Consider the following 23,501-nt stretch of genomic DNA (forward strand, 5'->3'; position numbering starts at 1 on the left):
TCATGGATGTCGGGTCGTCGTAGGTCCAGAGGGTCTCGCCGTCGTAGATCCAGGCGGTGCCCAGCTCGTCGTCGCGGTGGAGTTCGTAGCCTTGCAGGTCCTTCAGGACCTTCCAGTCCTCGATCCCGTCCTCGTAGCTGCCGGGGGCGGGGCCCTCAGCGCTCTGGAAGAGGCCGTCGCCGTTCGGGCCGGGGTCCACACCGGTCCAGCCGCGCCCGTAGAACGGCACGCCCAGGACCATGTCAGCGGGGTCGACGCCGTGGTCCAGGTAGGCCTGGACCGTGGTCTCGGTGGAGTAGACGTCCGGTCCGGGGTCAGCGGGGTGCTCGACCAGGTTGGACTGGTGGTTGGCGGTGCTCTCCCAGCCGCCGTGGTAGTCGTACCCCTGCACGGTGATGAAGTCGAAGCCACTCATGAGCGGCTGCATCTCGAAGCCGAGTTCGATCTTCTCCGGATCGGCGGGCAGGAACGCGGTCAGCTCGTACTCGCGGTCGGTCTCCTCCCCGAGCGCGTCCAGCTGGTCACGGAACTCGGACACCAGGGCGGTGAAGTTCTCCCTGTCCTCGGGGCGGACGGTGTTGTGCTCGTGGCCCGCCGATCCCGGCCACTCCCAGTCCAGGTCGATGCCGTCGAAGACGCCGTAGGCGGATCCCGCGCCGCCCGCGCCGTCGGCGACGGGCAGGTTGCCACGCAGGAACTGGTCGATGCAGGAGGAGACCATGCGCTCACGTGACTCGGGCGTCAGGGCCGCGTCGGAGAAGTGCTCGGACCAGGTCCAGCCGCCGAGGGAGATGTTGACCTTCAGTTCGGGATACATCTCCTTGAGCTTGCGCAGCTGGTTGAAGTTGCCGCGCAGGTCCTGGTCCCAGGTGTCGGCGACGCCGTCCACGCTCTCGTCGGCGCGGAAGGAGCGGCCGTAGTCGGCCCAGGCGTCGCCCTGGCCGAGCTGGTTGGCCATGAAGCACTCGCCGTTGGCGTTGATGTTGCCGAAGGCGTAGTTGATGTGGGTGAGCTTCTCGGCGGTGCCGGAGGTCTCCAGGTCGTTCACGAGGTAGCCGCGGTCGTAGATGCCCCACTGGGTGAAGTAGGCGACCCGGCGGTCCTCAGGCGGATCGGTGGGCTCACCGCCGCCGTCCGCACCGGTGGTGGCGGTGACGGCGGAACTCTCCGGGCCTCGGTTGTTGGAGGTGTCGTAGGCCCGTGCGGTGAACGTGTACTCGGTCTCCGGCGCCAGGCCGGTGACCGTGGCGGTGGTGCCGCTGACGGCGCGGACGACCTCGCCGCCGGCGAGGACCTCATAGCCCGCGACCTCGACGTCGTCGCTCGCGGCCGTCCAGTCCAGGGACACGGTGGTGGCGGTGGTGCCGGTGACGGTCAGCCCGCTCGGTGCGTTGGGCGGCTCGGTGTCCTCCCCGCCCGGTTCGCCGGAGCAGGGGTCGCCGTTGATCGTGCAGTCCACGGGTGCGGTGTCGCCGCCGCCGTGGGTGCCGTTGAACCCGATGGAGTAGCTGCCGCCCGCGGGAACGTCGGCGCCCCACGAGGGCGGGTCGATGGTGTACGTGGTGCCGGACTGGCTGAGGGTGGCGTTCCACAGGCTGGTGATCGTCGCGCCGGAGGGGACCTGGACCTCGATGGACCAGTCCGAGAGCGGCGTGTCCGAGCCGTTGTCGATGGTGAGCTGTCCGCCGTAGCCGCTCTCCCAGCGGCTGCTCTCCACGTAGGTGACGGTGACGTCGGTGGTGTCGGCGGTGGCGGGGACGGGGGTCAGGGCTATGGGTAGGGCGATCGCGGCGGCTGCCAGAGCCGCGATCCGATTTCTGAGTCGTGCTTTCACTGGCGCTCCTGGTGCGTGAGTGGGGGATGGAGGGTGGAGGCCGACGCGGACCGTCGCACATCGGTCCGCGCCGACCCTGGCGGCGGTGCTCCCCGGATCAGAGCACCGACGCCGCTCGTGCCCGGTCCGGAGGCCACCGGACCGGGAGCCTTCAGTCGCTCAGTGCCGTGTCGATGGCGGTCATGAGGCTGCCGTCGGTGTCGTCGCCGTCGATGGACCAGACCATGACGCCGCCCAGGCCGTTGTCCTGTGCCCAGTCGGTCTTCTGCGTCATGGATGTCGGGTCGTCGTAGGTCCAGAGGGTCTCGCCGTCGTAGATCCAGGCGGTGCCCAGCTCGTCGTCGCGGAAGAGCTCGAACTCGCCGGAGGAGACCTTCTCCGCGAGGACCTTCCAGTCCTCGGTGCCCGCCGCGTAGGTGCCCTGCGCGGGGCCCGTCGCGGGCTGGAAGAGGCCGTCGCCGTCGGGGCCGGCCTCCACGCCCGTCCACCCCTGTCCGTAGAAGGGGACGCCCAGGACGATCTCGTCGGGGTCGACGCCCCGGTCCAGGTACGCCTGGAGGATGAGCTCGGAGGAGATCACCGGCTCCGGGTCCCGGGCGTCGACGACCAGGTTGGACTGGTGGTTGGTCACCGTCTCCCAGCTGCCGTGGTAGTCGTAGCCCTGCACGGTGACGAAGTCGAAGTTCGGCATGAGCTCGTCCAGCTCGTATCCGGCGTCCAGACGCCAGCCTCCGGCGGGCAGGAACGCGGTCAGCTCGTAGTGGCGGCCGGTCTCATCGCCGAACTCGTCCATCTGGTCGCGGAACTCCTGCACCAGGGCGGTGTAGTTCTCCTTGTCCTCGGGCCGGACCACGTTGTGCGGATTGCCGTTGGAGCCGGGCCACTCCCAGTCCAGGTCGATGCCGTCGAAGACGCCGTAGGCGGTGCCGTCACCGCCCGCGCCGCCGATCTCGGGTAGGTCGCCGCGCAGGTACAGGTCGATGCAGGAGGAGACCAGCCTCTCGCGGGACTCCTCTGTCAGGGCCGCGTCGGAGAAGTGCTCGGACCAGTTCCAGCCGCCCAGGGAGACGCTGACGACCAGGTCGGGATACATCTCCTTGAGCTTGCGCAGCTGGTTGAAGTTGCCGCGCAGGGCCTGGTCGGGGGCATCGGCGACGCCGTCCACGCTCTCCTCCGAGGGGACGGTGCGCCCGTAGTCGGCGAGGGCGTCGCCCTGGCCGGGTTCGTCGGTCATGAGGCACTCGCCGTCGGCGCTGACGTTGCCGAAGGCGTACTGGATGTGCGTGAGCTTCTCGGCGCTGTCACTGTCGACCAGGTCCCGGACGTGGTAGTCGCGCTCCTTGGCGCTCCACTGGGTGTAGTAGGCGACGCTGCGGCTGTCATGGGAGGGGCCTTCGCCGCCTCCGGCGCAGGAGGATCCGTTGACCAGGCAGTCCACCGGTTCGGTGGCGCCGCCGGAGTGCAGGCCGTTGAAGCCGAGGGAGTAGCTGCCGCCCGCCGGAACGCTGGCGCCCCAGTGCGGCGGGGTGATCGTGTAGCCGTCGGGTGCGCCGGCGAGCGTGGCGTTCCACAGGTGGTGGATGCGGCTGCCGTCGGGAAGCGCGAACTCGACGGTCCAGTCGCTGACGGGGGTGTCCGAGGCGTTGTGGACGGTGACCTCACCGGTGTAGCCGGTGTTCCACCGGGCCGACTCCGTGTAGGTGACCGTGAGGTCGGAGGGGTCGGTTCCGGTGGCGGCGGCCTCCTCGGCGGCGGCCGAGGGCGCGGACAGTGCCAGCGGGGCGAGCAGCACGGCGGCCACGGCGGCCGCGAGGCGGGTTCTGAAACGTGGTGCTCTCACGTCGGGGCATCTCCTGGTGCGTGAGCGGGGCGGGGCGGGGGGACGGTGCCTTCCTGCGGAGGTGGCCCACGGGCTGAGCGAGGTCAGGTGTTCATGCCTGGGCCTCTGACGTGGGGGGATAAATTTTTAGGAAACTTAACTAATAATTCCGGGTGCCGTCAACGCCTGGGCCGAAACTTTCTGGAGCCCTCTCGGCCGGGGGCGCGGACTTCTCAGGAGTTCTTCGATGGTGAGTCCGAATTTTCCGAGTTGGCGAGGTGGACCGGTTTCCGGATGCGGCATCTGTCCCCTTGTGGCCATGGAAAAGTCTTGATTTCTTTCTTGGTGGCTGTTATCTCGGCCTGTGTCGCCCTCGTGTCCGCCGTCCCCTTCCTCTGGTGGAGTCCCATGTCGCGTTCGCGGGGAGGCGTCGGTTTCGTCGTTTCCGGAGGACGTTGAAGGCGGGACCACCGTGTACGGGCCGCCGCGTACCGCTCCGGGCAGCGTGGGAGGGCGGTGCCCGCCCGCTGACCCGGCGGGCGCTGTGCCGTCCGCTGACTAGAGTGGCGGCGTGGGTAATCCATTGAATCTTCCGTTCGACCCGATCGAGCGCGCACACGACAACTGGACGCGCAGATGGGGGGCCTCGCCCGCCATGGCCGCGGTCACCTCGATCATGCGCGCGCAGCAGATCCTGATCGGGGAGCTGGACGGAGCCCTCAAGCCCTTCGGCCTGACCTTCGCCCGCTACGAGGCGCTCGTGCTGCTCACCTTCAGCAGTTCGGGCTCCCTCCCCCTGGGCAAGATCGGTGAGCGCCTCATGGTGCACCCGACCAGCGTCACCAACACCATCGACCGGTTGGAGGGACAGGGCTTCGTGTACCGCCTCCCCAACCCCAGCGACGGCCGGGGAGTGCTGGCCGAGATCACCGACTCAGGGCGCCGGGTCACCGAGGAGGCGACCCAGGCGCTGCTGTCCATGGACTTCGGCCTGTCCTGCTACTCCGACGAGGAGCTGTGGCGCGTGCACGAGATGTTCACCCGGCTCAGGGTGGACTTCGGGGACTTCCCCGAACCCGTCCCGGGGGCCGCCGAGGGTCGCTGACCCGCCCGTCGCGCGCCGCGGGGCGCCACGGGAGCCCTCGCTGTACATCATTAGTTGGACGTCCTACTATTTTGGTATGGCGAATACCACGAGCGACCCCACCAACGGCGGCGGGGCCGAGGAGATCGAGGCCGGGCGCGAGCGCTGGCAGCGCCGCTACGACTCCGCGCGCACACGCGACGCCGACTTCACGACCCTGTCCGGGCGTACCCTGGAGCCCGTATACGGGCCCCGGGCCGGCGCCGAGGTTCCCGGCTTCGACCGCATCGGTTGGCCGGGGGAGTACCCCTACACACGCGGCCTCTACGCCACCGGCTACCGGGGGCGGGCGTGGACCATCCGCCAGTTCGCCGGGTTCGGCAACGCCCGGCAGACCAACGAGCGCTACAAGATGATCCTGGCCTCGGGCGGGGGCGGGCTCTCAGTCGCCTTCGACATGCCCACCCTCATGGGCTATGACTCCGACTCGCCCCACGCGCTGGGGGAGGTCGGCCACTGCGGCGTGGCGATCGACTCCGTGGCCGACATGGACCTGCTCTTCGACGGGATCCCGCTCGGCGAGACCACCACCTCCATGACCATCAGCGGTCCCGCCATTCCGGCCTTCTGCATGTACCTGGTGGCGGCCGAGCGCCAGGGGGTGGACATCCGCACCCTCAACGGCACGCTCCAGACCGACATCTTCAAGGAGTACATCGCCCAGAAGGAGTGGCTGTACCCGCCCGAGCCGCAGCTGCGGCTGATCGGCGACCTCATGGAGTACTGCGCGGAGAACATCCCCGCGTACAAGCCGCTGTCGGTGTCCGGCTACCACATCCGCGAGGCCGGGGCCACGGCCGCCCAGGAGCTCGCCTACACCCTCGCCGACGGCTTCGGCTACGTCGAACTCGGCCTGTCCCGGGGGCTGGACGTCGACAGGTTCGCTCCCGGCCTGTCCTTCTTCTTCGACGCACACATCGACTTCTTCGAGGAGATCGCCAAGTTCCGCGCCGCGCGGCGCATCTGGGCGCGCTGGCTGAGGAACGTCTACGGCGCCAAGACCGAGAGGGCCCAGTGGCTGCGGTTCCACACCCAGACAGCCGGGGTCTCCCTGACCGCGCAGCAGCCCTACAACAACGTCGTGCGCACCGCGGTGGAGGCCCTCTCGGCCGTTCTCGGCGGCACGAACTCGCTGCACACCAACGCTCTGGACGAGACGCTGGCCCTGCCCACCGAGCAGTCCGCCGAGATCGCCCTGCGCACCCAGCAGGTCCTCATGGAGGAGACCGGGGTGGTCAACGTCGCCGACCCGCTCGGCGGTTCCTGGTACCTGGAGTCGCTCACGGACGAGCTGGAGGCCGAGGCGGAGCGGATCTTCGCCCAGATCATGCGCATGGGCGGGGGTGAGGAAGCCGAGCACGGGATCGGCCCCATGACCTCCGGCATCCTCGCCGGGATCGAGAACGGCTACTTCAGCTCCGAGATCGCCGAGTCCGCCTTCCAGTACCAGCAGGCGCTGGAGAAGGGCGACAAGAAGATCGTGGGCGTCAACTGCCACACCAACACCATCTCCGGCGAGTTGGACGTCCTCAAGATCAGCCATGAGATCGAACACGAGCAGAAGCGGGTGCTCGGCGAGCGCCGCACCCAGCGTGACGGCACCGTTGTGGACCGGGCCCTGTCCGCACTGCTGGAGGGCGTGCGCGCGAACGACCGCAACCTGATCCCGCTGATCATGGACGCGGCACGCGCCGAGGCCACGCTCGGCGAGATCTGCGCGGCCATGGGGGAGGAGTTCGGGACCTACACGGAGGACCCGAGGTTCTGATCCGGGCGTGAGGACGTGCTCGGCGGGTGCCTCCCGTCGCGTGGCGGTGTGTGTCCGCCGAACACGTGTGAGGGCCCCGCCGGAGTACCTCCGGCGGGGCCCTCGTCCTGTCAGCTCAGACGGCGTCCGCGTGCGTGGTCAGGGACACCCACTGAACAAGGGGGAAGGACAGACAGCCCGAATCGGGATGGACGGAGTCGCGTACGTCCGTCCTGGTCTCGTGCTCCCGTACCTCGACGCACTGTCCACCCGTGCTGCTGTAGCTGGACTTGTGCCACTCACTGGTCACGTACTCAACCCCTTGAGGACCTGCGCTGACTGCTCCGGAGGAAACGCGCTGCCGAGGGCGCGTTTCACCAGTTCAGACAGTCGGTCGAATCCGGTTCCTTCGTCGTAGAGGACGTTACCGGAAACGTGGTCGCTGGAGGCGACCCGCGACCCGTCCACGAGGCGGCACAGCAGCAGCGGTGAGGTGATCCCGATCAGGGCCGAGCCCTCCGGCACAAGGTGGATGCGGACCCTCCCGCTCCGGGTCAGTGAGACCAGGTGCGAGGCCTGTTCGCGCCGCACGTCGTCGGGAACACAGGTGAGCGCGCTGTGGGGGAACACCGCGACCACCTCGGGGTTGTTCCGCTCGCGCAGGCGCTCATAGCGGGCACAGCGCATGGAGACGAGGTGGTCTATCTCGGACGGAGCGGCGAGCGGCTGCCCGTGCTCGAAGACGATCCGCGCGTAGCCGGGAGACTGCAGGAACCCGGGAACCAGGACGGGGGACAGGAACTCGATGTAGACCGCCTCCTCCTTCAACTGCCAGAGGTCCCGCATCCACGTCGGGAGGGAGGAGCCGACGGTCTGCGTCTCCCAGACCCTCAACAGCCGGCCGGACGCCTGAAGGAGCTCGTCCAGCTTTTCCACATGGTCACGTTTTGGGGTGTTTTCACCGGATTCCCATCTGCAAAGGGACGAGGAAGACGTGCCGATCCGGGTCGCCAGCTGCCTCTGCGTGAGGCCTCGGAGCTCACGCCACTTCGTGATCTGTGAGGGGAAGGGTTGCACCATGTCCCAGATCCTAACGATCAAATTGCATTCGGGACCGCAGCTTTGGGAATGGGCCGCAGATCCTCGCGGGACACGACACATGGCTTGCAGAGTGGAACTGTGAAGGAGGGGGCTGTGGTGCTCCGCGGTGCTCCATAGTGATCCGGGCGAATCTTTCGTGCGAGGCAACAGACAGCATTCCCCTGCGGAGCACACCGCTTCTGCCGCGGCCCTCCTTCACATCTGCTGGTGGCTGCCCCGACCGTGTGTGGGCGGCTGTGGACCGGTCCGGTCGGCACGGGCGTTCGGACGTCGTGAATGACCGCGGAGCACACCCGCCTGTGCTCGCGCGTCCGGTGGCCGCAACACCGTTTCACCGATTGGGACACGTGCGACTCCGGGTTCGCCGGAGTGAAGAGCCCCCTTTCCCGGGGAGGGGCCTCAGGAGGGGCTGAGGCGAGGAAGGGGAAGGGCAGGGGCCCGGAAACCGGGGGTCGGGCCCCTGCCCGCCGGACAGATGTGGAACGCGGTCCGCTCCCGCCCGCGTATGCGGCAGGATGGAGGCATGCAGCCTTCGGACTTTTCACCGAACAGTGCCGTTGACCTCGGCGCGCGCAAGGCGGCCATGGAACGCGAGGCCAAACAGCGTGCGGCGGAGTCGACGGGTCGATCCAATCCCTACGCCGTCAACGTCGACGAGTCCAACTTTCAGGACCAGGTCCTGGAACGGTCCATGGCCACCCCGGTCGTGCTGGCCGTTCTCGCCAGTTGGTCGGAGCAGTCCACACAGGTCGAGAACGCCCTGGACAAGATCTCGGCGGCCTCCGGCGGCAACTGGTTCCTGGCGAAGGTCGACAGCGATGCCAGCCCGCAGCTGGTCCAGGCTCTGCGGGTGCCCTCGACCCCGATGATCGTCGTGGTCGTCCAGGGCCAGCTCCTGCCGGGTCCGACGGGGCCGGCCACCGAGGAGCAGCTCACCGGCTGGCTCGTCGAGGCGTTCGCCGCGCTCAAGGAGCAGGGCGCGCTGCCCGAGGGTCACCCCGGCACCATCACCGGCGAGCCCGGCGCGGAGGGTGCGGGGGGCGCGGACTCCGGCCAGTCCGAGGAGCCCCAGGCCCGTTCCGTGGACGTCGAGGCCCAGGAGGCCCTGAACCAGGGTGACTTCAAGACGGCCGAGGCGGTCTACGCCAAGGCCGTGGAGGCCGACTCCGGCGACACCGAGTCCAGGAGCAAGCTCGCCCAGGTCCGTCTGGTCGGACGTCTCCAGGACGTGGACGCCGACGCCGTCCGCCAGGACGCCGCCGACCGGCCCGAGGACGTCGACGTCCAGCTCACCGCCGCCGACATCGACATGTACGGCGGCAAGTTCGAGGACGCCTTCGACCGCCTCATCGCCCTGATCAAGCGCACCAGCGACGAGGACCGCGACCGGGCGCGCACCCGCCTGCTCGGGTTGTTCGAGCTGCTGCCTCCGGGCGACCCGAGGGTCGGCGCCGCTCGCCGCAAGCTCACCTCGGCACTGTTCTGAGTCAGGCCGGGAAAGCCAGGGAGGGACCGAGGTCCGGCGCCGGACTTCCGGCGCCGGACCTCGGTCCCTCCCGTCGGCCGTGCCCGGGCATCCGCCCCAAGCGCGGGATAGTCCGCCGCCGCGCGGGTACAACCTCGCCAGAAGACGGGCCAACGGCCCGCGCGGCGATCCGGCAGGTACCCATGGCGACCGACGACACCTCCAGCGGACGCGGCAGGCCCGTGGTCACGATCTCGGCCGCCTACGGCGCGGGAGGCAGCGTCATAGGGCCGGCCGTGGCCGCCCGGCTCGGCGTCGCCTTCCTCGACCGCGCGGTTCCCAGCGCGGTGGCCGCCCAGATCGGCTGCTCTCTGGACGAGGCCCTCCAACGGGACGACCGCGCGCCCGGCGGCTTCGAGCGCCTGCTCTCCAGTGCGGCTCGCCTGCCCACCGTCACCCTCGGCAGTGTGGACACCGCCTTCATCGGCACGACCAACGCCGAGGGCCGCCTCCTCTACGACCACGAGTTCGTGGAGCAGACCGAGCGGGTCGTCGGTGAGGTCGCCCACAGCGGCGGTGTCGTTCTGGGCCGCGCGGGGGCCGTCGTCCTGGCCGGCCACCCCACCGCCCTGCACGTACGACTGGACGGTGACCGCCTTGCCCGCCTGCGCCGGGCGAGGGCGCTGTGGGAGTCCGGCGACCGGGCCGAGTGCGGGGGCCGCGGCTGGGAGGAGGGCGCGCCCACACCGCGCCTGCTCGACGACAACGACCGGGCCCGTGCCGCCTACGTGCGGCGCTTCTACCGGACCTATCCCGCAGACCCGTGCCATTACCACCTGGTCCTGGACGCGCTGTCACTGTCGCTGGATGCCTGTGCGGACCTCGTCGTGCGCGCCGCGCGCGACCGCGTGGCCCCTGCGGCGGCTGACTCGGGCGATGCCCGCCATGACACCCAAGAGTCAACGTAAATTGTGCGATTTTTTACCATCGCGGTAATTGTCACCTTGTGCTGACGGCAGACGCTTGACTCGGGTAAGGTGAGGCGACTCGTTCACGGGTCCATACCGGCCCCCCGCCCGGAATCGGGTTCCGTGCGCCGGTGGCACCATGGGGCACCGCGCGCACCGGACACGCGGCACCCCACGCACACGCGTACCAACACCGACGGCGCCGTGCCCGGAGACCGCCCCTCGGCGGAACGGACGGATGCCCGTGGTGGGAGGGGTCCCCCGACGCCCGCGGTGCGGCCGGGCCGCCCGTGTGCCCACGGACGCACAACACCCAAGAGCCAAGGAGCAGCACGTGGCCACCCTTCCCAGCGTTTCCTACTCCATCACCGTCCGCCTCGAACTGGACGCTGGGGGCAGCGCGGTCGGCAGCCTCACCAACGCCGTGGAGCAGGTGGGCGGCATGATCACCGCACTGGACGTGGCCGCGGCCGGGCACGAGCGCATCCGCATCGACGTCACCTGCGCCGCCCGCGACACCGAGCACGCCCAGGCCATCATCGACGCCTTGGGCGCCATCGACGGCGTGGCCGTGCACAAGGTCAGCGACCGCACCTTCCTCATGCACCTGGGCGGCAAGATCGAGATGAAGTCCAAGGTGCCGCTGCGCAACCGTGACGAACTCTCCATGGCCTACACCCCCGGCGTCGCCCGCGTGTCCCAGGCCATCGCCGCCAACAAGGACGACGCCCGCCGCCTGACCATCAAGCGCAACAGCGTCGCCGTGGTCACCGACGGCTCAGCGGTCCTGGGACTGGGCAACATCGGTCCCGAAGCCGCCATGCCCGTCATGGAGGGCAAGGCCGCCCTGTTCAAACGCTTCGCCGACATCGACGCCTGGCCCATCGCCCTGGACACCCAGGACGTGGACGAGATCGTCCGCACCGTCCAGGTGCTCGCTCCCGGCTTCGGCGGCATCAACCTGGAGGACATCTCCGCGCCGCGCTGCTTCGAGGTCGAGGCCCGCCTGCGCGAGCTGCTCGACATCCCGGTCTTCCACGACGACCAGCACGGCACCGCCATCGTCGTGCTCGCCGCCCTGCGCAACGCACTGCGCGTGGTGGGAAAGAAGCTCAGCGAGGTCCGCGTCGCCATGTCCGGCGCGGGAGCGGCCGGTACCGCGATCCTCAAGCTGCTCATGCACGCCGGGGCCCGCGACGTCATCGTCAGTGACGTCCACGGCGCCGTGCACGCCGGCCGGGAGGACCTGGACGACAACCTGCGGTGGATCGCGGAGAACACCAATCCGAAGGGCTACGACGGTGACCTGCGTGGCGCCGTGTCCGGAGCGGACGTGTTCATCGGCGTCTCGGCCCCCAACGTGCTCGGCGGCGAGGACATCGCCGAGATGAGCGAGGACCCCGTTATCTTCGCGCTGGCCAACCCCGACCCCGAGGTCGACCCGGAGATCGCGCACCTGCACGCCGCCGTCGTCGCCACGGGCCGCAGCGACTACCCCAACCAGATCAACAACGTGCTGGTCTTCCCCGGCTTCTTCCGGGGCCTGCTGGACGCCCAGAGCCACCACGTCAACTCGGACATGATGGTCGCCGCCGCCGAGGCCCTGGCCGACGTGGTGAGCGAGGACGAGCTGGGCCCGAACTACATCATCCCCAGCGTGTTCCACTCCGGCCTGTCCAACCATGTGGCCAGCGCCGTGCGCGAGGCCGCTGGGCGGGCCTCCCGGGACGAGTAGCGACCGCGGGGACTGGCCTCGATAACAGGATGGGAACACCGGCGGGCCGGCCGTGGTTGCCGGGTAGGTGTGGAACATGGACCAGCCGACGATGACCGGGCGCCTCCTCGTGGCCGCCCCCCTCCTCCAGGAGGACCCCTTCCGCCGCTCGGTGGTGTTCGTCGTGGACGACGCCCCCGACGGAACCCTCGGGGTGATCCTCAACCGCCCCCTGGGCATGCCCGTGGACGAGGTCGCCACCGACTGGGGCACCTACGCGAGCGAGCCCGCGGTGATGTTCTCCGGAGGGCCGGTCGGTGCCGGCTCCGGCATCGCCCTGGGGACGGCGGGGCCGGGCGAGCCACCGCCCGGATGGTCTCCCCTGGAGGGCCTGGACCCGCACCTGGGCCTGGACGGGGTCGGCGTGGTCGACCTCGACGGCCCGCCCCAGGCCCAGGGCGGGGCGCTCGGCGCGTTCCGGGTCTTCGCCGGTTACGCCGGGTGGAGCACGGGCCAGCTCGCCGGGGAGATCGACGAGGAGGCCTGGTACGTGGTCGACGCGGTCGCCGACGATGTCTTCACCACCGCCCCGGAGGGCCTGTGGTCGCGGGTCCTGCGCCGCCAGGGCGGTGAGATGGCGCTGTTGTCCACCTATCCCGATGATCCCACCATGAACTGAGCTCGCCGGGATCGTGGGCCGCCTCCACCGCGGCACGGGGCGGGGCCGGGCCGGTGGTGTGCGACCGCGTCCTGGACGCTTCCCCGGCCAGCTCACAGGAACGGTGGGCCGCAGCACCCTATACCGTGGAACGCAGACGTCGAAAGGTGTGAGGAACTATGGCGATGGACATCCTCAACAAGGTCCTTCCGGACAGTGAGACCAAACCGGAAATCTCCCACGACGATGGGGACCGAGAGCGGTTCGCCCACTACGTGCAGAAGGAGAAGATCACCGCGAGCGCCGTCACCGGCGACCCCGTGATCGCCCTGTGCGGCAAGGTGTGGGTGCCCAACCGGGACCCGAAGAGGTTCCCCGTGTGCCCCGAGTGCAAGGAGGCCTACGAGGAGATGACGAAGAAGAAGTAGCACCTCCCCGTGACCCCCGTTCCACGGGCCCTCGCTCGGTGGCGGTACACGAAAAGGCCTTGACGCACGGTGTGTGCCAAGGCCTTCGTGCTGTCCGGGTCCGCGCCGGCTCCGCCGAGGACTTCTCGCCGCCCCGCCGGGACCGCCGCCCCGCCCCGGGGCGTCCGGCCGCCTTCCGAGGGACGGACCGACCACCGAACCGGCCCCCGGCACCAGGGGCCCGCTTCGGATACCGCTTTGCCACGCGCGGAGCGCGGTGGTGCGGTTATCGTGGTCCTGCACGATTTGGGGCTTGCGGCAGCCTACGCCCATCGTGTGGCGATACTCTCCGGAGGACGGGTCGCCGCACAGGGCACCCCCGCCGACGTGGCCACCGCGTCGCTGCCCAGCTCCGTCTACCAGCACGAGGTCGAAGTCCTGTCGCACCCGCGTACCGGGGTTCTCGCTGGTCGCGTACCCCTCAGGTAAGTGTCCGGTGCACGCGGAAGCGTTCACAGAAGTAGGTCGTATTGGTGTCCACAACTGAACGGCAGTTCCACGAGGGTTCCCGGGCCGAGGGTGGGAAGGGGCGCGGTCGGCGGGCTTCGGGCGGTCGGCGCCGCCGTGCCCGAAAGCCCAGGGCCACCCCCGGCGACGTCGTACGCGGCATCGTCCGGTTCTTCGGCGAGGTTATGCTGACCGCCGGTCTGCTCATGCTCTTCTACGCCTCCTACGAGGTCTACGGATCCCAGTGGGAGACCGACCGCGAACAACAGGACCTCGCCCAGGGGCTGGAGGAGGCCTGGGCCGCTGACGCAGGCGCCGGCGCCGACGCCGACGAGGCCGGACCGGACTCCGAGCCGCTGCCGGGCAGCGCCGACAGCCGTCTGTACGTGCCGTCGCTGGACCTGGACTGGGTGGTGGTCAACGGCACCACGCCGGATGACATCCGCTACAGCCCGGGCCACTACACCGAGTACCCCGACAGCCCCGGCGGGGAGGGCAACTACGCGGTGGCCGCCCACCGCACCCCCGGCCTGTTCTGGGACCTGGACCTGTTGGAGGACGGCGACGTCATGGTCCTGGAGGACGGGGAGAACTTCTACACCTACGAGGTCTTCCGCGAAGAGACGGTACTTCCCACCGACGTGTGGGTGATCGAACCGGACCCGTTCGACGAGGCCACCGACGAGGAGCCCGGGCGGTCCCTGCTCACCCTCACCACGTGCGCGCCCAAGCTGAAGAACACGCACCGCCTCATCGTCTGGGCGGAGTTGGCGGAGACCACGCCCAAGTCCGAGGGGATGCCCGACTCGATCGAGCACATGGCCCCCGAAGCAGACGGGGACGAGTGAGGAACGCGAATGTACGGTCTGATCTGGCGTATCCTTCCTGGCCCCTGGGCCTCCAAGCTCATCATGGCGGTCGGCCTGCTGGCGGGTGCGGCCGCGCTGCTGTGGTTCTTCGCCTTCCCTGCGCTCTCCCCGCACATGCCCTTCAACGACGGCGCCGTCGAGATTGAGGGGACCGGGGCTGGAGGCTCCGCCGAAGAGGCCGAAACCGGTGAGGAAGAGACCAACGAGGAATCTGAGGAGGCGGTGATCCCTGGTGCGGAGGGGGAACCCGAGGGTGAGAGCTGAGGGTTTCGCATCGGCCGGGGACACGCCGTGTGCGCGGCGACACCGGCCGGACTTTCCGAATCGGTCCGCTGTGACCGCTAACCTCTTGCAGGTGAGCAATGGGGGACGGTTCGAAGCATGACGGTGACGCAGACCACGACGGAGGACCGGCTGGGGGGTCTTCGCGCATGGCAGCGAGAGGCGTTCGAGGAGTACTTTCGCCGGGAGCCACGCGACTTCCTCGCGGTGGCGACCCCCGGTGCGGGCAAGACCACCTTCGCCCTCACGCTGGCCAGTGAACTCCTTCGCCGGCACACGGTGCGTGCCATCACCATCGTGTGCCCCACCGAGCACCTGAAGAAGCAGTGGGCCGAGGCCGCCGCCCGGTTCGGCCTCGCCATCGACCCCGACTTCCGCAACGGGCAGGGCGCCCTGGGCCGGCAGTACATCGGTGCGGCGATCACCTATGCCCAGGTGGCCGCCCACCCGATGCTGCACCGCAACCGCACCGAGACGCGCAAGACCCTCGTCATCTTCGACGAGGTGCACCACGCCGGTGACGCCCTGTCCTGGGGCGAGGCGGTCCGCGAGGCCTTCGACCCGGCGGGCAGGCGGCTCTCCCTCACCGGGACCCCCTTCCGTTCCGACATCAACCCCATCCCGTTCGTGGACTACGTCCAGGACGGCGCCGGGGTGCGGCGGTGCTCCTGGGACTACAGCTACGGCTACGCGCCCGCGCTGGAGGACGGTGTCGTGCGCCCGGTCATCTTCATGGCCTACTCCGGCGAGATGCGCTGGCGCACCCGCGCGGGGGACGAGCTGGCCGCACGGCTCGGCGAACCCCTCACCCAGGACGCGCTGTCCCAGGCCTGGCGCGCGGCCCTGGACCCCAAGGGCGACTGGATCAAGCGGGTGCTCCACGCCGCCGACCGCCGCCTGACCGAGGTCCGCAAGACCCACCCGGACGCGGGCGGTCTGGTCATCGCCAGCGACCACGAGAACGCCCGCGCCTACTCGCGCATCCTGCGCCAGATCACCGGAAAGGGCGCCACCGTCGTCCTCTCCGACGATCCCACCGCGTCCAAGAAGATCTCCCGGTTCGCCGCGGGCGACGACCGCTGGATGGTCGCGGTGCGCATGGTCTCCGAGGGCGTGGACGTGCCCCGGCTGATGGTCGGGGTGTACGCCACCTCCACCAGTACAGCCCTGTTCTTCGCCCAGGCCATCGGCCGCTTCGTGCGCGTGCGCCAGCGCGGTGAGGTCGCCTCGGTGTTCCTGCCCTCGGTGCCGACCCTGCTGGACTACGCGGGCGAGATGGAGCGCGAGCGCGACCACGTGCTCGACCGGACCCCGGCCGAGGGCGACGAGTACCCGGAGGACGACCTCCTCAAGGAGGCCAACAAGAAGCGGGACACCCCCGACGCGGGGGAGGAGCTGCCCTTCGAGACCATGGAGTCGGCGGCGGAGTTCGACCGCGCCCTCTACGACGGCACCGAGTACGGCGGTGCGCCGGGCTCCACCGAGGAGGAGGACTTCCTGGGGCTGCCCGGCCTGCTCGACCCGCAGCAGGTCTCCCAGCTCCTGCGCAAGCGCAAGGCCGACATCCAGGCCAGCGAGACCAAGTCCAGGAAGAAGGAGGAGCCCGCGGAGGAGGAGGGACCCACCCACCAGGTCCTGGCCGACCTGCGCCGTGAGCTGAGCGGGCTGGTGGGCGCCTGGCACCACCGCACGGGCAAACCGCACGGGGTGATCCACAACGAGCTGCGCCGCGCCTGCGGCGGCCCTCCGGTGGCGCAGGCCTCCCCGCCCCAGATCCGTGAGCGGATCGCCAAGATTCGTACCTGGGCCATCGGCGGCCGTTAGCCTCTGATGAGCCCAAATCGGGCAAATACTTCGCAAGTTCGCGCCACGGTCATAAGCATTTCGTATTCACTCAATTACCTTTTGTGAGATGAGTGGACTAAGCCCTCGCGGCGGGTCAGCCGCGCTCTGGACCGGACTGCTGATGTGCGGGTTCGCGCTGACCGGCGTGGTCGCGGCCACCGCACCCGGCTCCTCCGACCGCGACCAGGCGGCACCGGGGGATGCCGTTCCATTCGAGAAGTGTCGTGCCGACATGGAGGCGCGGGTGGCCGGCCCCGACGGGGACGGCCGGCCTCCCGACGGCGGCGAACTGACGCCGCGGGAGGCCGCCCTCCACCAACAGCAGCTGCGCGAGGCGCTTGTGCCCCTGCGCGGGCAGGAGCTCCAGCCGCCGCACACCGTTCCGGTCGTGGTGCACGTCATCTCGGCCGAGGACGGCCGCGGCGACGTCAGCGACGAGCGTGTCAAAAAGCAGGTCGACGTCCTCAACACCGCCTACAGCGGCGGCCGTGCCGACGCGGCCGAAGCCGCCCGGTCCGCGGGGGCGGTGGATCCGGCCGAGGGGGCGGAGGCCGCCGACACCGGTTTCCGGTTCGAGCTGGCCGAGGTCACCCGCACGGCCGACGACGACTGGTTCACCCGCTTCGACGAGCACCGCGACACCATCCGCGCGCGGTTGCGCCAAGGCGACGCCGAGACCCTCAACATCTACACCGCCGACCTGGGAGCCGGCCTGCTCGGTTACTCCACCTTTCCCCAGGACTACGAGGAGGCCCCCGACCAGGACGGTGTGGTGGTCGCCCACGACACCCTGCCCGGCGGGGACCGGGAGCCGTTCGACCTCGGCCACACCGGCACCCACGAGGTGGGCCACTGGCTCGGGCTCTTCCACACCTTCCAGAACGGCTGCTCCGACCCCGGCGACTACGTGGACGACACGCCGTACGAGCGCGAGGCGGCGTCCGGCTGTCCCGAAGGCCGTGACACCTGCCCGGAGCAGGCGGGCGAGGACCCCGTCACCAACTTCATGAACTACAGCGACGACGCGTGCATGACCCACTTCACCGAGGGGCAGGGCCAGCGCATGGTCGAGCACTGGGCGGCCTTCCGCGGAGGCTCATCCCAGGCCCGGGCGGACTGAGCACCCCGGCCCGGTGGGGCCGCTCCCCACCGGGCCGGGGCGGTCGGCAAGCCGGCGCCCGGATGTGACCGACTTCTCATGCGGGGGTTGACGGGCCCAGTGTTAACGCTAACAATGAGTGCTGCCGATCCCGGGCCCGGGAGAGGACCGAGGCACGTCGAAGCCGAACGAACCAGGAGAGGTGCCCGTGGTGCCATCGAGACCAGGACATCCGCCCGCCGGTCCGGTCGCGGACCAGCTCTCCATCGACCTGTCCACCGACACCGGCGGCTTCCTCGGCGGGGCCTCCGGCTCGTTGTACGGCCTCTACGGTCCCGGGCTGCCCACGGACAACGTCCTCGAGGGGATGAACGTCCGTACCGTGGCCGCCAAGGGCCAGGACGGCACCCAGCACCCGGGATCGGACGTTCTGGAGATCCTGCCCTCCCTGGTGGAGGCCACAGGCGGCGACGTCTACGTCCGCACCACCGACTACTACCGGGGCTTTCCCTACCAATGGCCGGGGGAGACGCCTGAGGAGAGGCTCTCCGGCCACATGGAGGTGCTGAGGACCCAGCTGGGGCAGATCCGGGAGCTGGACCCCCGGTACCTGGACAACATCGTCATCGAACCGTTCAACGAGCCCGAGGGCAACATGTTCGGTGACGGTGACTGGAGCTATGACGGGACGAGCTGGCTGGACGACCCCGCCGGCTACTTCCGGGCCTGGGACGACGCGTACGCGCTGGTCCGCCGGGAGCTGGGCGGCGTGCGCGTCTCCGGACCGAACACCAGCATCCTCTTCGACCAGGTCAGGGACTTCCTCGAACACACCGTCGGGGCGGGTACGGTCCCGGACGTCTTCACGTGGCACGAACTCAGCCATCCGGCCCAGGTCCGGGACTCGGTCGCGCGCTACCGCGCGTGGGAGGAGGAGGTCTTCTCGGGCACGGAGTACGAGGGCACGCGGCTGCCGGTCAACATCAACGAGTACGCCTTCAACTACCACACCTCCGTCCCCGGCCAGATGGTCCAGTGGATGTCGGCGGTCGAGGAGGTGAAGGCCGAGGCGATGATCGCCTTCTGGAACATCAACGGCAACCTCTCCGACAGCTCGGTGCAGGCCAACCGGGCCAACGGCCAGTGGTGGCTGTACAACGCGTACGGCAGTATGACCGGACACACCGTCGAGGTGGTCCCGCCCCACCCCGGCGAGGACTACACCCTCCAGGGCGTCGCCGCGCTCGACGGGGAGAGGGCCCTGGCCAGGTCGCTGTTCGGCGGTGTCGGCGGCCCGGCGCGGGTCGTGTTCGAGAACGTTCCGGAGGAGCTCTTCGGCTCCAGCGTCCACGCGTGGGTACGCGAGATCCCCTGGACCGGCCAGATCGGTGACTCCGCCCCGCCCCGGCTCCTCACCGAGGAGGTCGTCGGCGTCCGGGACGGTTCCGTCGCCTTCGACTTCGGCGGGCCCCTCCCCGCGCTCAGGGAACCGTCGGCCTACGAGATCGTCCTCACCCCGGCCGGAGACGGCACGCCCGGGGGAGAACCGCCGAACCTGTGGGAGGGCTCGTTCGAGGCCGAGGACGCGGAGTACACCGGCGGCGGCCACAGCCGGAACGGCCCCGAGGGATCGCCGTCGGACCTCGACAGGTTCCACACCTCCGGCGGCTACAGCGTCGGTGGCCTCAGGACGGGTTCGGACGGTGCGCTGGACCTCACCGTCGAGGTACCCGAGGCAGGCGTCTACGACCTGAGCGTCTTCGCCAACTCGCCGTACACCCACGACCTGGTCGCGGAACAGGGACCGACCAACGTCTTCCTCCGCGTCAACGGAGGCGACGAGCAGGAGCTCCTCCTCCCCCTCGGCTACAAGTGGTCGGTGTGGGACCACACCGACACCACCGTCGAGCTCCGGGCGGGGGAGAACGTGCTCTCCCTCGCGGCGAGGAGCCTCGACGGCTCCGGAGCCACCCGGGGCGACACGATCATCGACCGTGTCACACTGGCGCTCCCCTCCCCGGGCACGACGACCACCTACGAGGCGGAGGTGGCGGCCCTGGACGGCGCCACACCGGTCTACAGGGACGAGCGTCTACGGGAGGCCGGCGTGTCCGGATCGGGCGCGGTGGAGGTCGGCCCCGGGGACACCGTGACCTTCTGGGTCCACTCGGCGGAGGACGCCGAGGCCACCCTCGACGTGCACGCACTCGGAACGGGCGAGGCCGACCTGGCGGTCAACGGCGAGCACGTGCTCCGGGCCGCCTCGGAGCCGACCTCGGTGGCGGTCTCCCTCTCCGGAGGGATCAACAAGGTCACCCTCACCGGCGCGGAAGGCGCCATACTGGTCGACCGTGTCGATGTGACCCCCGGTGGCGGGCACCTGGAGACGACGCTCCACCAAGCAGAGGAGGCCCGGGTCGAGGGAGCCGCCAAGGTCACGGAGCTCTCCCTGGCCAGCAGCGGGTCGGCGGTCGAGGGCATCGGCGGCGAACCCGGCAACCCGAACACGCTCACCTTCGACGTGCACGTCCGGGAAACCGGTACCTACGCCATGCGTGTGCGCTACTCCAACCCGGAGACGTCGCCGTCGACGCACTACAACCCCAATCCGGTCGCCAGACGGGCCGACATCTCGGTCAACTCCGCGGCGTCCGTCCCCGTCCTGTTCCCCCCGTCGTTCCACGCCAACAACTTCTGGGTACTGACCGTCCCCGTGAGACTGGCGGCGGGAGCGAACACCATCGCGTTCGCCTCCGAGGAGCAGCCCGACTTCGACGGCGGGACCTACGCGTCGAGGACCTGGCCGGACTTCCTACTGCGGTCCCAGTACGCCCCCGTGATCGACAACATCACCATCGCGGAGTTCTCCAGCGGTCCCCTGGGAAGCGGGGCGAACGCACCGTGAGGACACCGGCCGGACCCGCCCGACAACCTGCGGAGTACGTGTGACCGTCCATGAGGCAGCCGTCCCGACCGATCCCACGGGCGGGCGCCCGGTCGTCCCGTCCCGGTGCCGGCACCGCCCTCTCGGACTCGGCGAGATCGCCCTCGGGGCCGGGTTCTGGGAGACGAGGCAGCGGACCAACGCCTCCGCGACGCTCCAACACTGCGAGCACTGGATGGAACGGCTGGGTTGGCTGGCCAACTTCGACCGGGTCGCCGAGGACGCCACCGGACCGGACCGACCCGGCTGGTGCTTCTCCGACTCCGAGGTCTACAAGCTCCTCGAAGCCCTGTCCTGGGAACACGGAAGGACGGGCAGCCCCGACTCGGACGAGGCCGTACGCCGACTCACCGAACGCGTCGGCCGCGCCCAGGACGGTGACGGCTACCTCAACACGTACTACGGACACGGGGGCCAGCCGCCGCGGTACGGCGACCTGGAGACGGGGCACGAGCTGTACTGCACCGGACACCTGTTGCAGGCGGCGGTGGCCAGGCTGCGCACCACGGGTCCGGACGCGTTGGCGGGGATCGCCCGCCGGGCCGCCGACCATGTCTGCGACACGTTCGGCACGGGTGGCACGGAATCCGTTTGCGGGCACCCGGAGATCGAGGTCGGCCTGGTGGAGCTGGGCCGCGCGCTCGGCGAGGAACGCTACGTCGAACAGGCCCGGCTCTTCCTCGACCGGCGCGGACACGGCACACTGCGCGGAAACCGGGTACCCGTGGGCAGCGCCTACTTCCAGGACGACGTGCCGGTCCGTGCCGCGCGCGCCTGGCGCGGCCACGTCGTCCGCGCCCTCTACCTCTCGGCGGCGGCCGTGGACGTGGCGGCCGAGCACGGCGACCAGGAGCTCCTGGCGGCCGTCGAAGGCCAGTGGGCGCGCTCGGTGGCCCGGCGCACCCACATCACCGGCGGCATGGGATCCCGCCACCAGGACGAGGGCTTCGGTGAGGACTGGGAGCTCCCGGCGGACCGTGCCTACTGCGAGAGCTGCGCCGGGATCGCCTCCAACATGGTGTCGTGGCGGCTGTACCTGGCCACCGGTGACGTGCGCTACGCCGACCTGATGGAGCGGACGTTCCTCAACGTGGTGGCGACCGCGCCGAGCGGTGACGGCCGGGCGTTCTTCTACGCCAACCCCCTGCACCAGCGGGTGGCGGGAGGTGCGCCGGACCCCGACACCGTCAGCCCGCGCGCGGAGAGCGGCGTCCGCGCACCGTGGTTCGACGTGTCGTGCTGTCCCACGAACCTCGCACGCACGCTGGCCACCTGGCACACCTACGCCGCCAGTGTCGGGGACGGTGGACTGAGCCTCGTGCAGTACGCCACCATGCGGATCACCGCGGCTCTGGGCGACGGCCGGGCCATCGGGGTGGAGGTCGAGACCGACTACCCGCACGACGGGCTCGTCACCGTCCGCGTCACGGACCCGCCACCGGGGCCGGCGGCCCTGCGGCTGCGGGTGCCGTCGTGGGCCGAGGGAGCGGTGCTGGAGGAGGGCGGAAGGCGCCGATCCGCCCCTCCCGGTGCGGCCGTCGTCGGCCGGGAGTTCGCCAAGGACGAGGAGATACGCCTCCGCCTCCCGATGGAACCGCGCTTCACCTGGCCGGACCACCGGATCGACGCCGTGCGCGGCTGCGTGGCCGTGGAGCGGGGACCCCTGGTGTACTGCGCTGAGTCGATCGACCTTCCCACGGGCGTCGACCTCGACGATGTCCTGGTCGACCCCTCCCTCGCCCCCGTCGAACGGGACGGACGGGTGCTGGTCCGCGGCACGGCCGGGGCCGTCCCCGGGCGTGGCTGGCCGTACGGCGGGACGGCCGGGAGGGGAGACAGCGGCGGAGCCGCGGTCGGTCTCACGCTGTCCCCGTACCACCAGTGGGCCGAACGCGGACCGACCGCCATGCGTGTCTGGCTGCCCGCGCGCCCCCGCGGCTGACTGTGGCGCCTCGCGGGACCGAAGACCCGGCGGGTTCCCGGCCTCCGGCCCCGTGGCGGCCGTGCGGGTCCTGTGCCGTGCGCGATCCCCGTCACCGCTACGCTGGAGGACATGGCAGCGAACACCTATCTGACCGGTATCAAGCCCACCGGTGACTTCCACCTGGGCAACTACATCGGCGCGATCAAACCCGCCCTCACGGCGTCCACGGCGTACGACACCTACTACTTCATCGCCGACTACCACGCGCTCAACACCATCAAGGACGCGGACGAGCTCCGCCACAGCATTCGGTCAGGCGCTGCCACCTGGCTCGCGTGCGGGCTCGACCCCGAGCGCACGATCGTCTACCAGCAGTCCAGGGTGCCCGAGACCTTCGAGCTCGCCACGATCCTGAGCTCCCTGACCCCCAAGGGCCTCATGAACCGTGCGCACGCCTACAAGGCCGCCCGCGACCGCAACAACGAGGCCGGGACCACCGACCTGGACTCCGGGATCAACATGGGGCTGTACAACTACCCCATCCTCATGGCCGCCGACATCCTCATCATGGAGGGCACCCACATCCCCGTGGGCCGCGACCAGACCCAGCACATCGAGTACACCGCCGACATCGCCGGGTACTTCAACCACCGCTACGGCGGGTCCTACAGCTTCCCCGTCCCCAAGGGCGTCATCGACGACAGCGACGCGAGCATCCTGCCCGGCGTCGACGGCCGCAAGATGAGCAAGTCCTACGACAACCACATCCCGCTCTTCCTGCCGGGGAACAAGCTCAAGAAGGCCGTGCGCCGCATCCCCACCGACTCCACACCGGTCGAGGCGCCCAAGGACCCCGACAGCTCGGTGCCCTTCCAGCTGCTCACCCACTTCGCCGACGCCGGAAAGGTCTCCGAGGTACGCAAGCGCCTGGAGGCCGGCGGCATGGGCTGGGGCGACCTCAAGAACGAGCTGTTCGAGGTGGTCGACGCCGAGCTCGGCCCCAAGCGCGAACGCTACGAGGAGCTGATGGCCGACCCGGCGGAGGTCGACGCGGTCCTGGAGGCCGGTTCCGAGCGCGCCCGCCAGCGCGCCCGCGCCACCCTCGACCGGGTGCGCGCCGCCATCGGCGTCGCCTGACACACCACAGGAGCGGGGCGGCGGTACCGGTACCGCC

19 protein-coding genes are annotated in these 23,501 nt (G+C 69.9%); 15 read left to right on the forward strand and 4 right to left on the reverse strand.

Translation table 11 applies throughout. From position 1 onward, the window contains the following. Both AC0T5L_RS26065 and AC0T5L_RS26070 read right to left on the reverse strand, forming a co-directional pair. The coding region (locus AC0T5L_RS26065; protein ID WP_476168136.1) for a glycosyl hydrolase family 18 protein at nt 1-1,834 on the reverse strand (1,834 nt) is incomplete at its 3' end. 151 nt (nt 1,835-1,985) lie between these two features. After that, complete coding sequence (locus AC0T5L_RS26070; protein ID WP_476168137.1) at nt 1,986-3,674, reverse strand: glycosyl hydrolase family 18 protein; 1,689 nt, start codon at nt 3,672-3,674, stop codon at nt 1,986-1,988. 562 nt (nt 3,675-4,236) lie between these two features. Between AC0T5L_RS26070 and AC0T5L_RS26075 the strand changes: the two genes are divergently transcribed. Beyond that, nucleotides 4,237-4,758 carry a MarR family transcriptional regulator gene (locus AC0T5L_RS26075; RefSeq protein WP_476168153.1) on the forward strand — a complete coding sequence of 174 codons (522 nt, stop codon included), beginning with the start codon at nt 4,237-4,239 and terminating at the stop codon, nt 4,756-4,758. A 76-nt stretch (nt 4,759-4,834) separates the two neighbouring features. Beyond that, nucleotides 4,835-6,565, forward strand: coding sequence for an acyl-CoA mutase large subunit family protein (locus AC0T5L_RS26080; protein ID WP_476168138.1), 1,731 nt, complete (start codon nt 4,835-4,837; stop codon nt 6,563-6,565). Nucleotides 6,566-6,680: 115 nt separating this feature from the next. On the opposite strand, the gene AC0T5L_RS26085 is transcribed toward AC0T5L_RS26080, so the two are convergent. Both AC0T5L_RS26085 and AC0T5L_RS26090 read right to left on the reverse strand, forming a co-directional pair. Continuing rightward, the gene (locus AC0T5L_RS26085) at nt 6,681-6,854 is read right to left on the reverse strand and encodes a DUF397 domain-containing protein (protein ID WP_476168139.1); all 174 of its coding nucleotides are present in this window, start codon (nt 6,852-6,854) and stop codon (nt 6,681-6,683) included. Further along, a complete protein-coding gene (locus AC0T5L_RS26090; protein WP_476168140.1) occupies nt 6,851-7,624 on the reverse strand; it encodes a helix-turn-helix domain-containing protein in 774 nt (257 codons plus the stop codon). Before AC0T5L_RS26090 ends, AC0T5L_RS26085 begins: the two co-directional genes overlap by 4 nt. A gap of 544 nt (nt 7,625-8,168) precedes the next feature. Here AC0T5L_RS26090 and AC0T5L_RS26095 point away from each other — a divergent pair. The 13 genes from AC0T5L_RS26095 to AC0T5L_RS26155 all read left to right on the forward strand — a co-directional run bounded on the left by AC0T5L_RS26095 (nt 8,169) and on the right by AC0T5L_RS26155 (nt 23,464). Beyond that, nucleotides 8,169-9,131 (forward strand): co-chaperone YbbN, encoded by a 963-nt coding sequence (locus AC0T5L_RS26095; RefSeq protein WP_476168141.1) that lies wholly within the window; start codon nt 8,169-8,171, stop codon nt 9,129-9,131. 182 nt (nt 9,132-9,313) lie between these two features. Then, the gene (locus tag AC0T5L_RS26100) at nt 9,314-10,078 is read left to right on the forward strand and encodes a cytidylate kinase-like family protein (protein WP_476168142.1); all 765 of its coding nucleotides are present in this window, start codon (nt 9,314-9,316) and stop codon (nt 10,076-10,078) included. Nucleotides 10,079-10,412: 334 nt separating this feature from the next. Then, nucleotides 10,413-11,813: an NAD-dependent malic enzyme gene (locus AC0T5L_RS26105; protein ID WP_476168143.1), complete on the forward strand. Its 1,401-nt coding sequence runs from the start codon at nt 10,413-10,415 to the stop codon at nt 11,811-11,813. A gap of 76 nt (nt 11,814-11,889) precedes the next feature. After that, the gene (locus tag AC0T5L_RS26110) at nt 11,890-12,471 is read left to right on the forward strand and encodes a YqgE/AlgH family protein (RefSeq protein ID WP_476168144.1); all 582 of its coding nucleotides are present in this window, start codon (nt 11,890-11,892) and stop codon (nt 12,469-12,471) included. A gap of 158 nt (nt 12,472-12,629) precedes the next feature. Further along, a complete protein-coding gene (locus AC0T5L_RS26115; RefSeq protein ID WP_476168145.1) occupies nt 12,630-12,878 on the forward strand; it encodes a DUF3039 domain-containing protein in 249 nt (82 codons plus the stop codon). A gap of 315 nt (nt 12,879-13,193) precedes the next feature. After that, nucleotides 13,194-13,346 carry a hypothetical protein gene (locus AC0T5L_RS26120; protein WP_476168146.1) on the forward strand — a complete coding sequence of 51 codons (153 nt, stop codon included), beginning with the start codon at nt 13,194-13,196 and terminating at the stop codon, nt 13,344-13,346. Nucleotides 13,347-13,387: 41 nt separating this feature from the next. Then, complete coding sequence (locus AC0T5L_RS26125; RefSeq protein WP_476168147.1) at nt 13,388-14,212, forward strand: class E sortase; 825 nt, start codon at nt 13,388-13,390, stop codon at nt 14,210-14,212. A 9-nt stretch (nt 14,213-14,221) separates the two neighbouring features. After that, on the forward strand, nt 14,222-14,497 hold the full coding sequence (locus AC0T5L_RS26130) for a hypothetical protein (RefSeq protein WP_476168148.1): 276 nt from the start codon (nt 14,222-14,224) through the stop codon (nt 14,495-14,497). A gap of 117 nt (nt 14,498-14,614) precedes the next feature. Beyond that, nucleotides 14,615-16,339 (forward strand): DEAD/DEAH box helicase, encoded by a 1,725-nt coding sequence (locus tag AC0T5L_RS26135; RefSeq protein WP_476168149.1) that lies wholly within the window; start codon nt 14,615-14,617, stop codon nt 16,337-16,339. Nucleotides 16,340-16,481: 142 nt separating this feature from the next. Then, complete coding sequence (locus AC0T5L_RS26140) at nt 16,482-17,480, forward strand: zinc metalloprotease (protein WP_476168154.1); 999 nt, start codon at nt 16,482-16,484, stop codon at nt 17,478-17,480. Between the two features lie 190 nt (nt 17,481-17,670). Further along, nucleotides 17,671-20,364 carry a cellulosome protein gene (locus tag AC0T5L_RS26145; protein ID WP_476168150.1) on the forward strand — a complete coding sequence of 898 codons (2,694 nt, stop codon included), beginning with the start codon at nt 17,671-17,673 and terminating at the stop codon, nt 20,362-20,364. Nucleotides 20,365-20,404: 40 nt separating this feature from the next. Next, nucleotides 20,405-22,345 (forward strand): glycoside hydrolase family 127 protein, encoded by a 1,941-nt coding sequence (locus tag AC0T5L_RS26150; RefSeq protein WP_476168151.1) that lies wholly within the window; start codon nt 20,405-20,407, stop codon nt 22,343-22,345. Between the two features lie 111 nt (nt 22,346-22,456). Next, nucleotides 22,457-23,464, forward strand: coding sequence for a tryptophan--tRNA ligase (locus tag AC0T5L_RS26155; RefSeq protein WP_476168152.1), 1,008 nt, complete (start codon nt 22,457-22,459; stop codon nt 23,462-23,464). Nucleotides 23,465-23,501: the final 37 nt, after the last annotated feature.

The sequence above is a fragment of the Nocardiopsis sp. TRM 82005 genome (assembly GCF_056312425.1).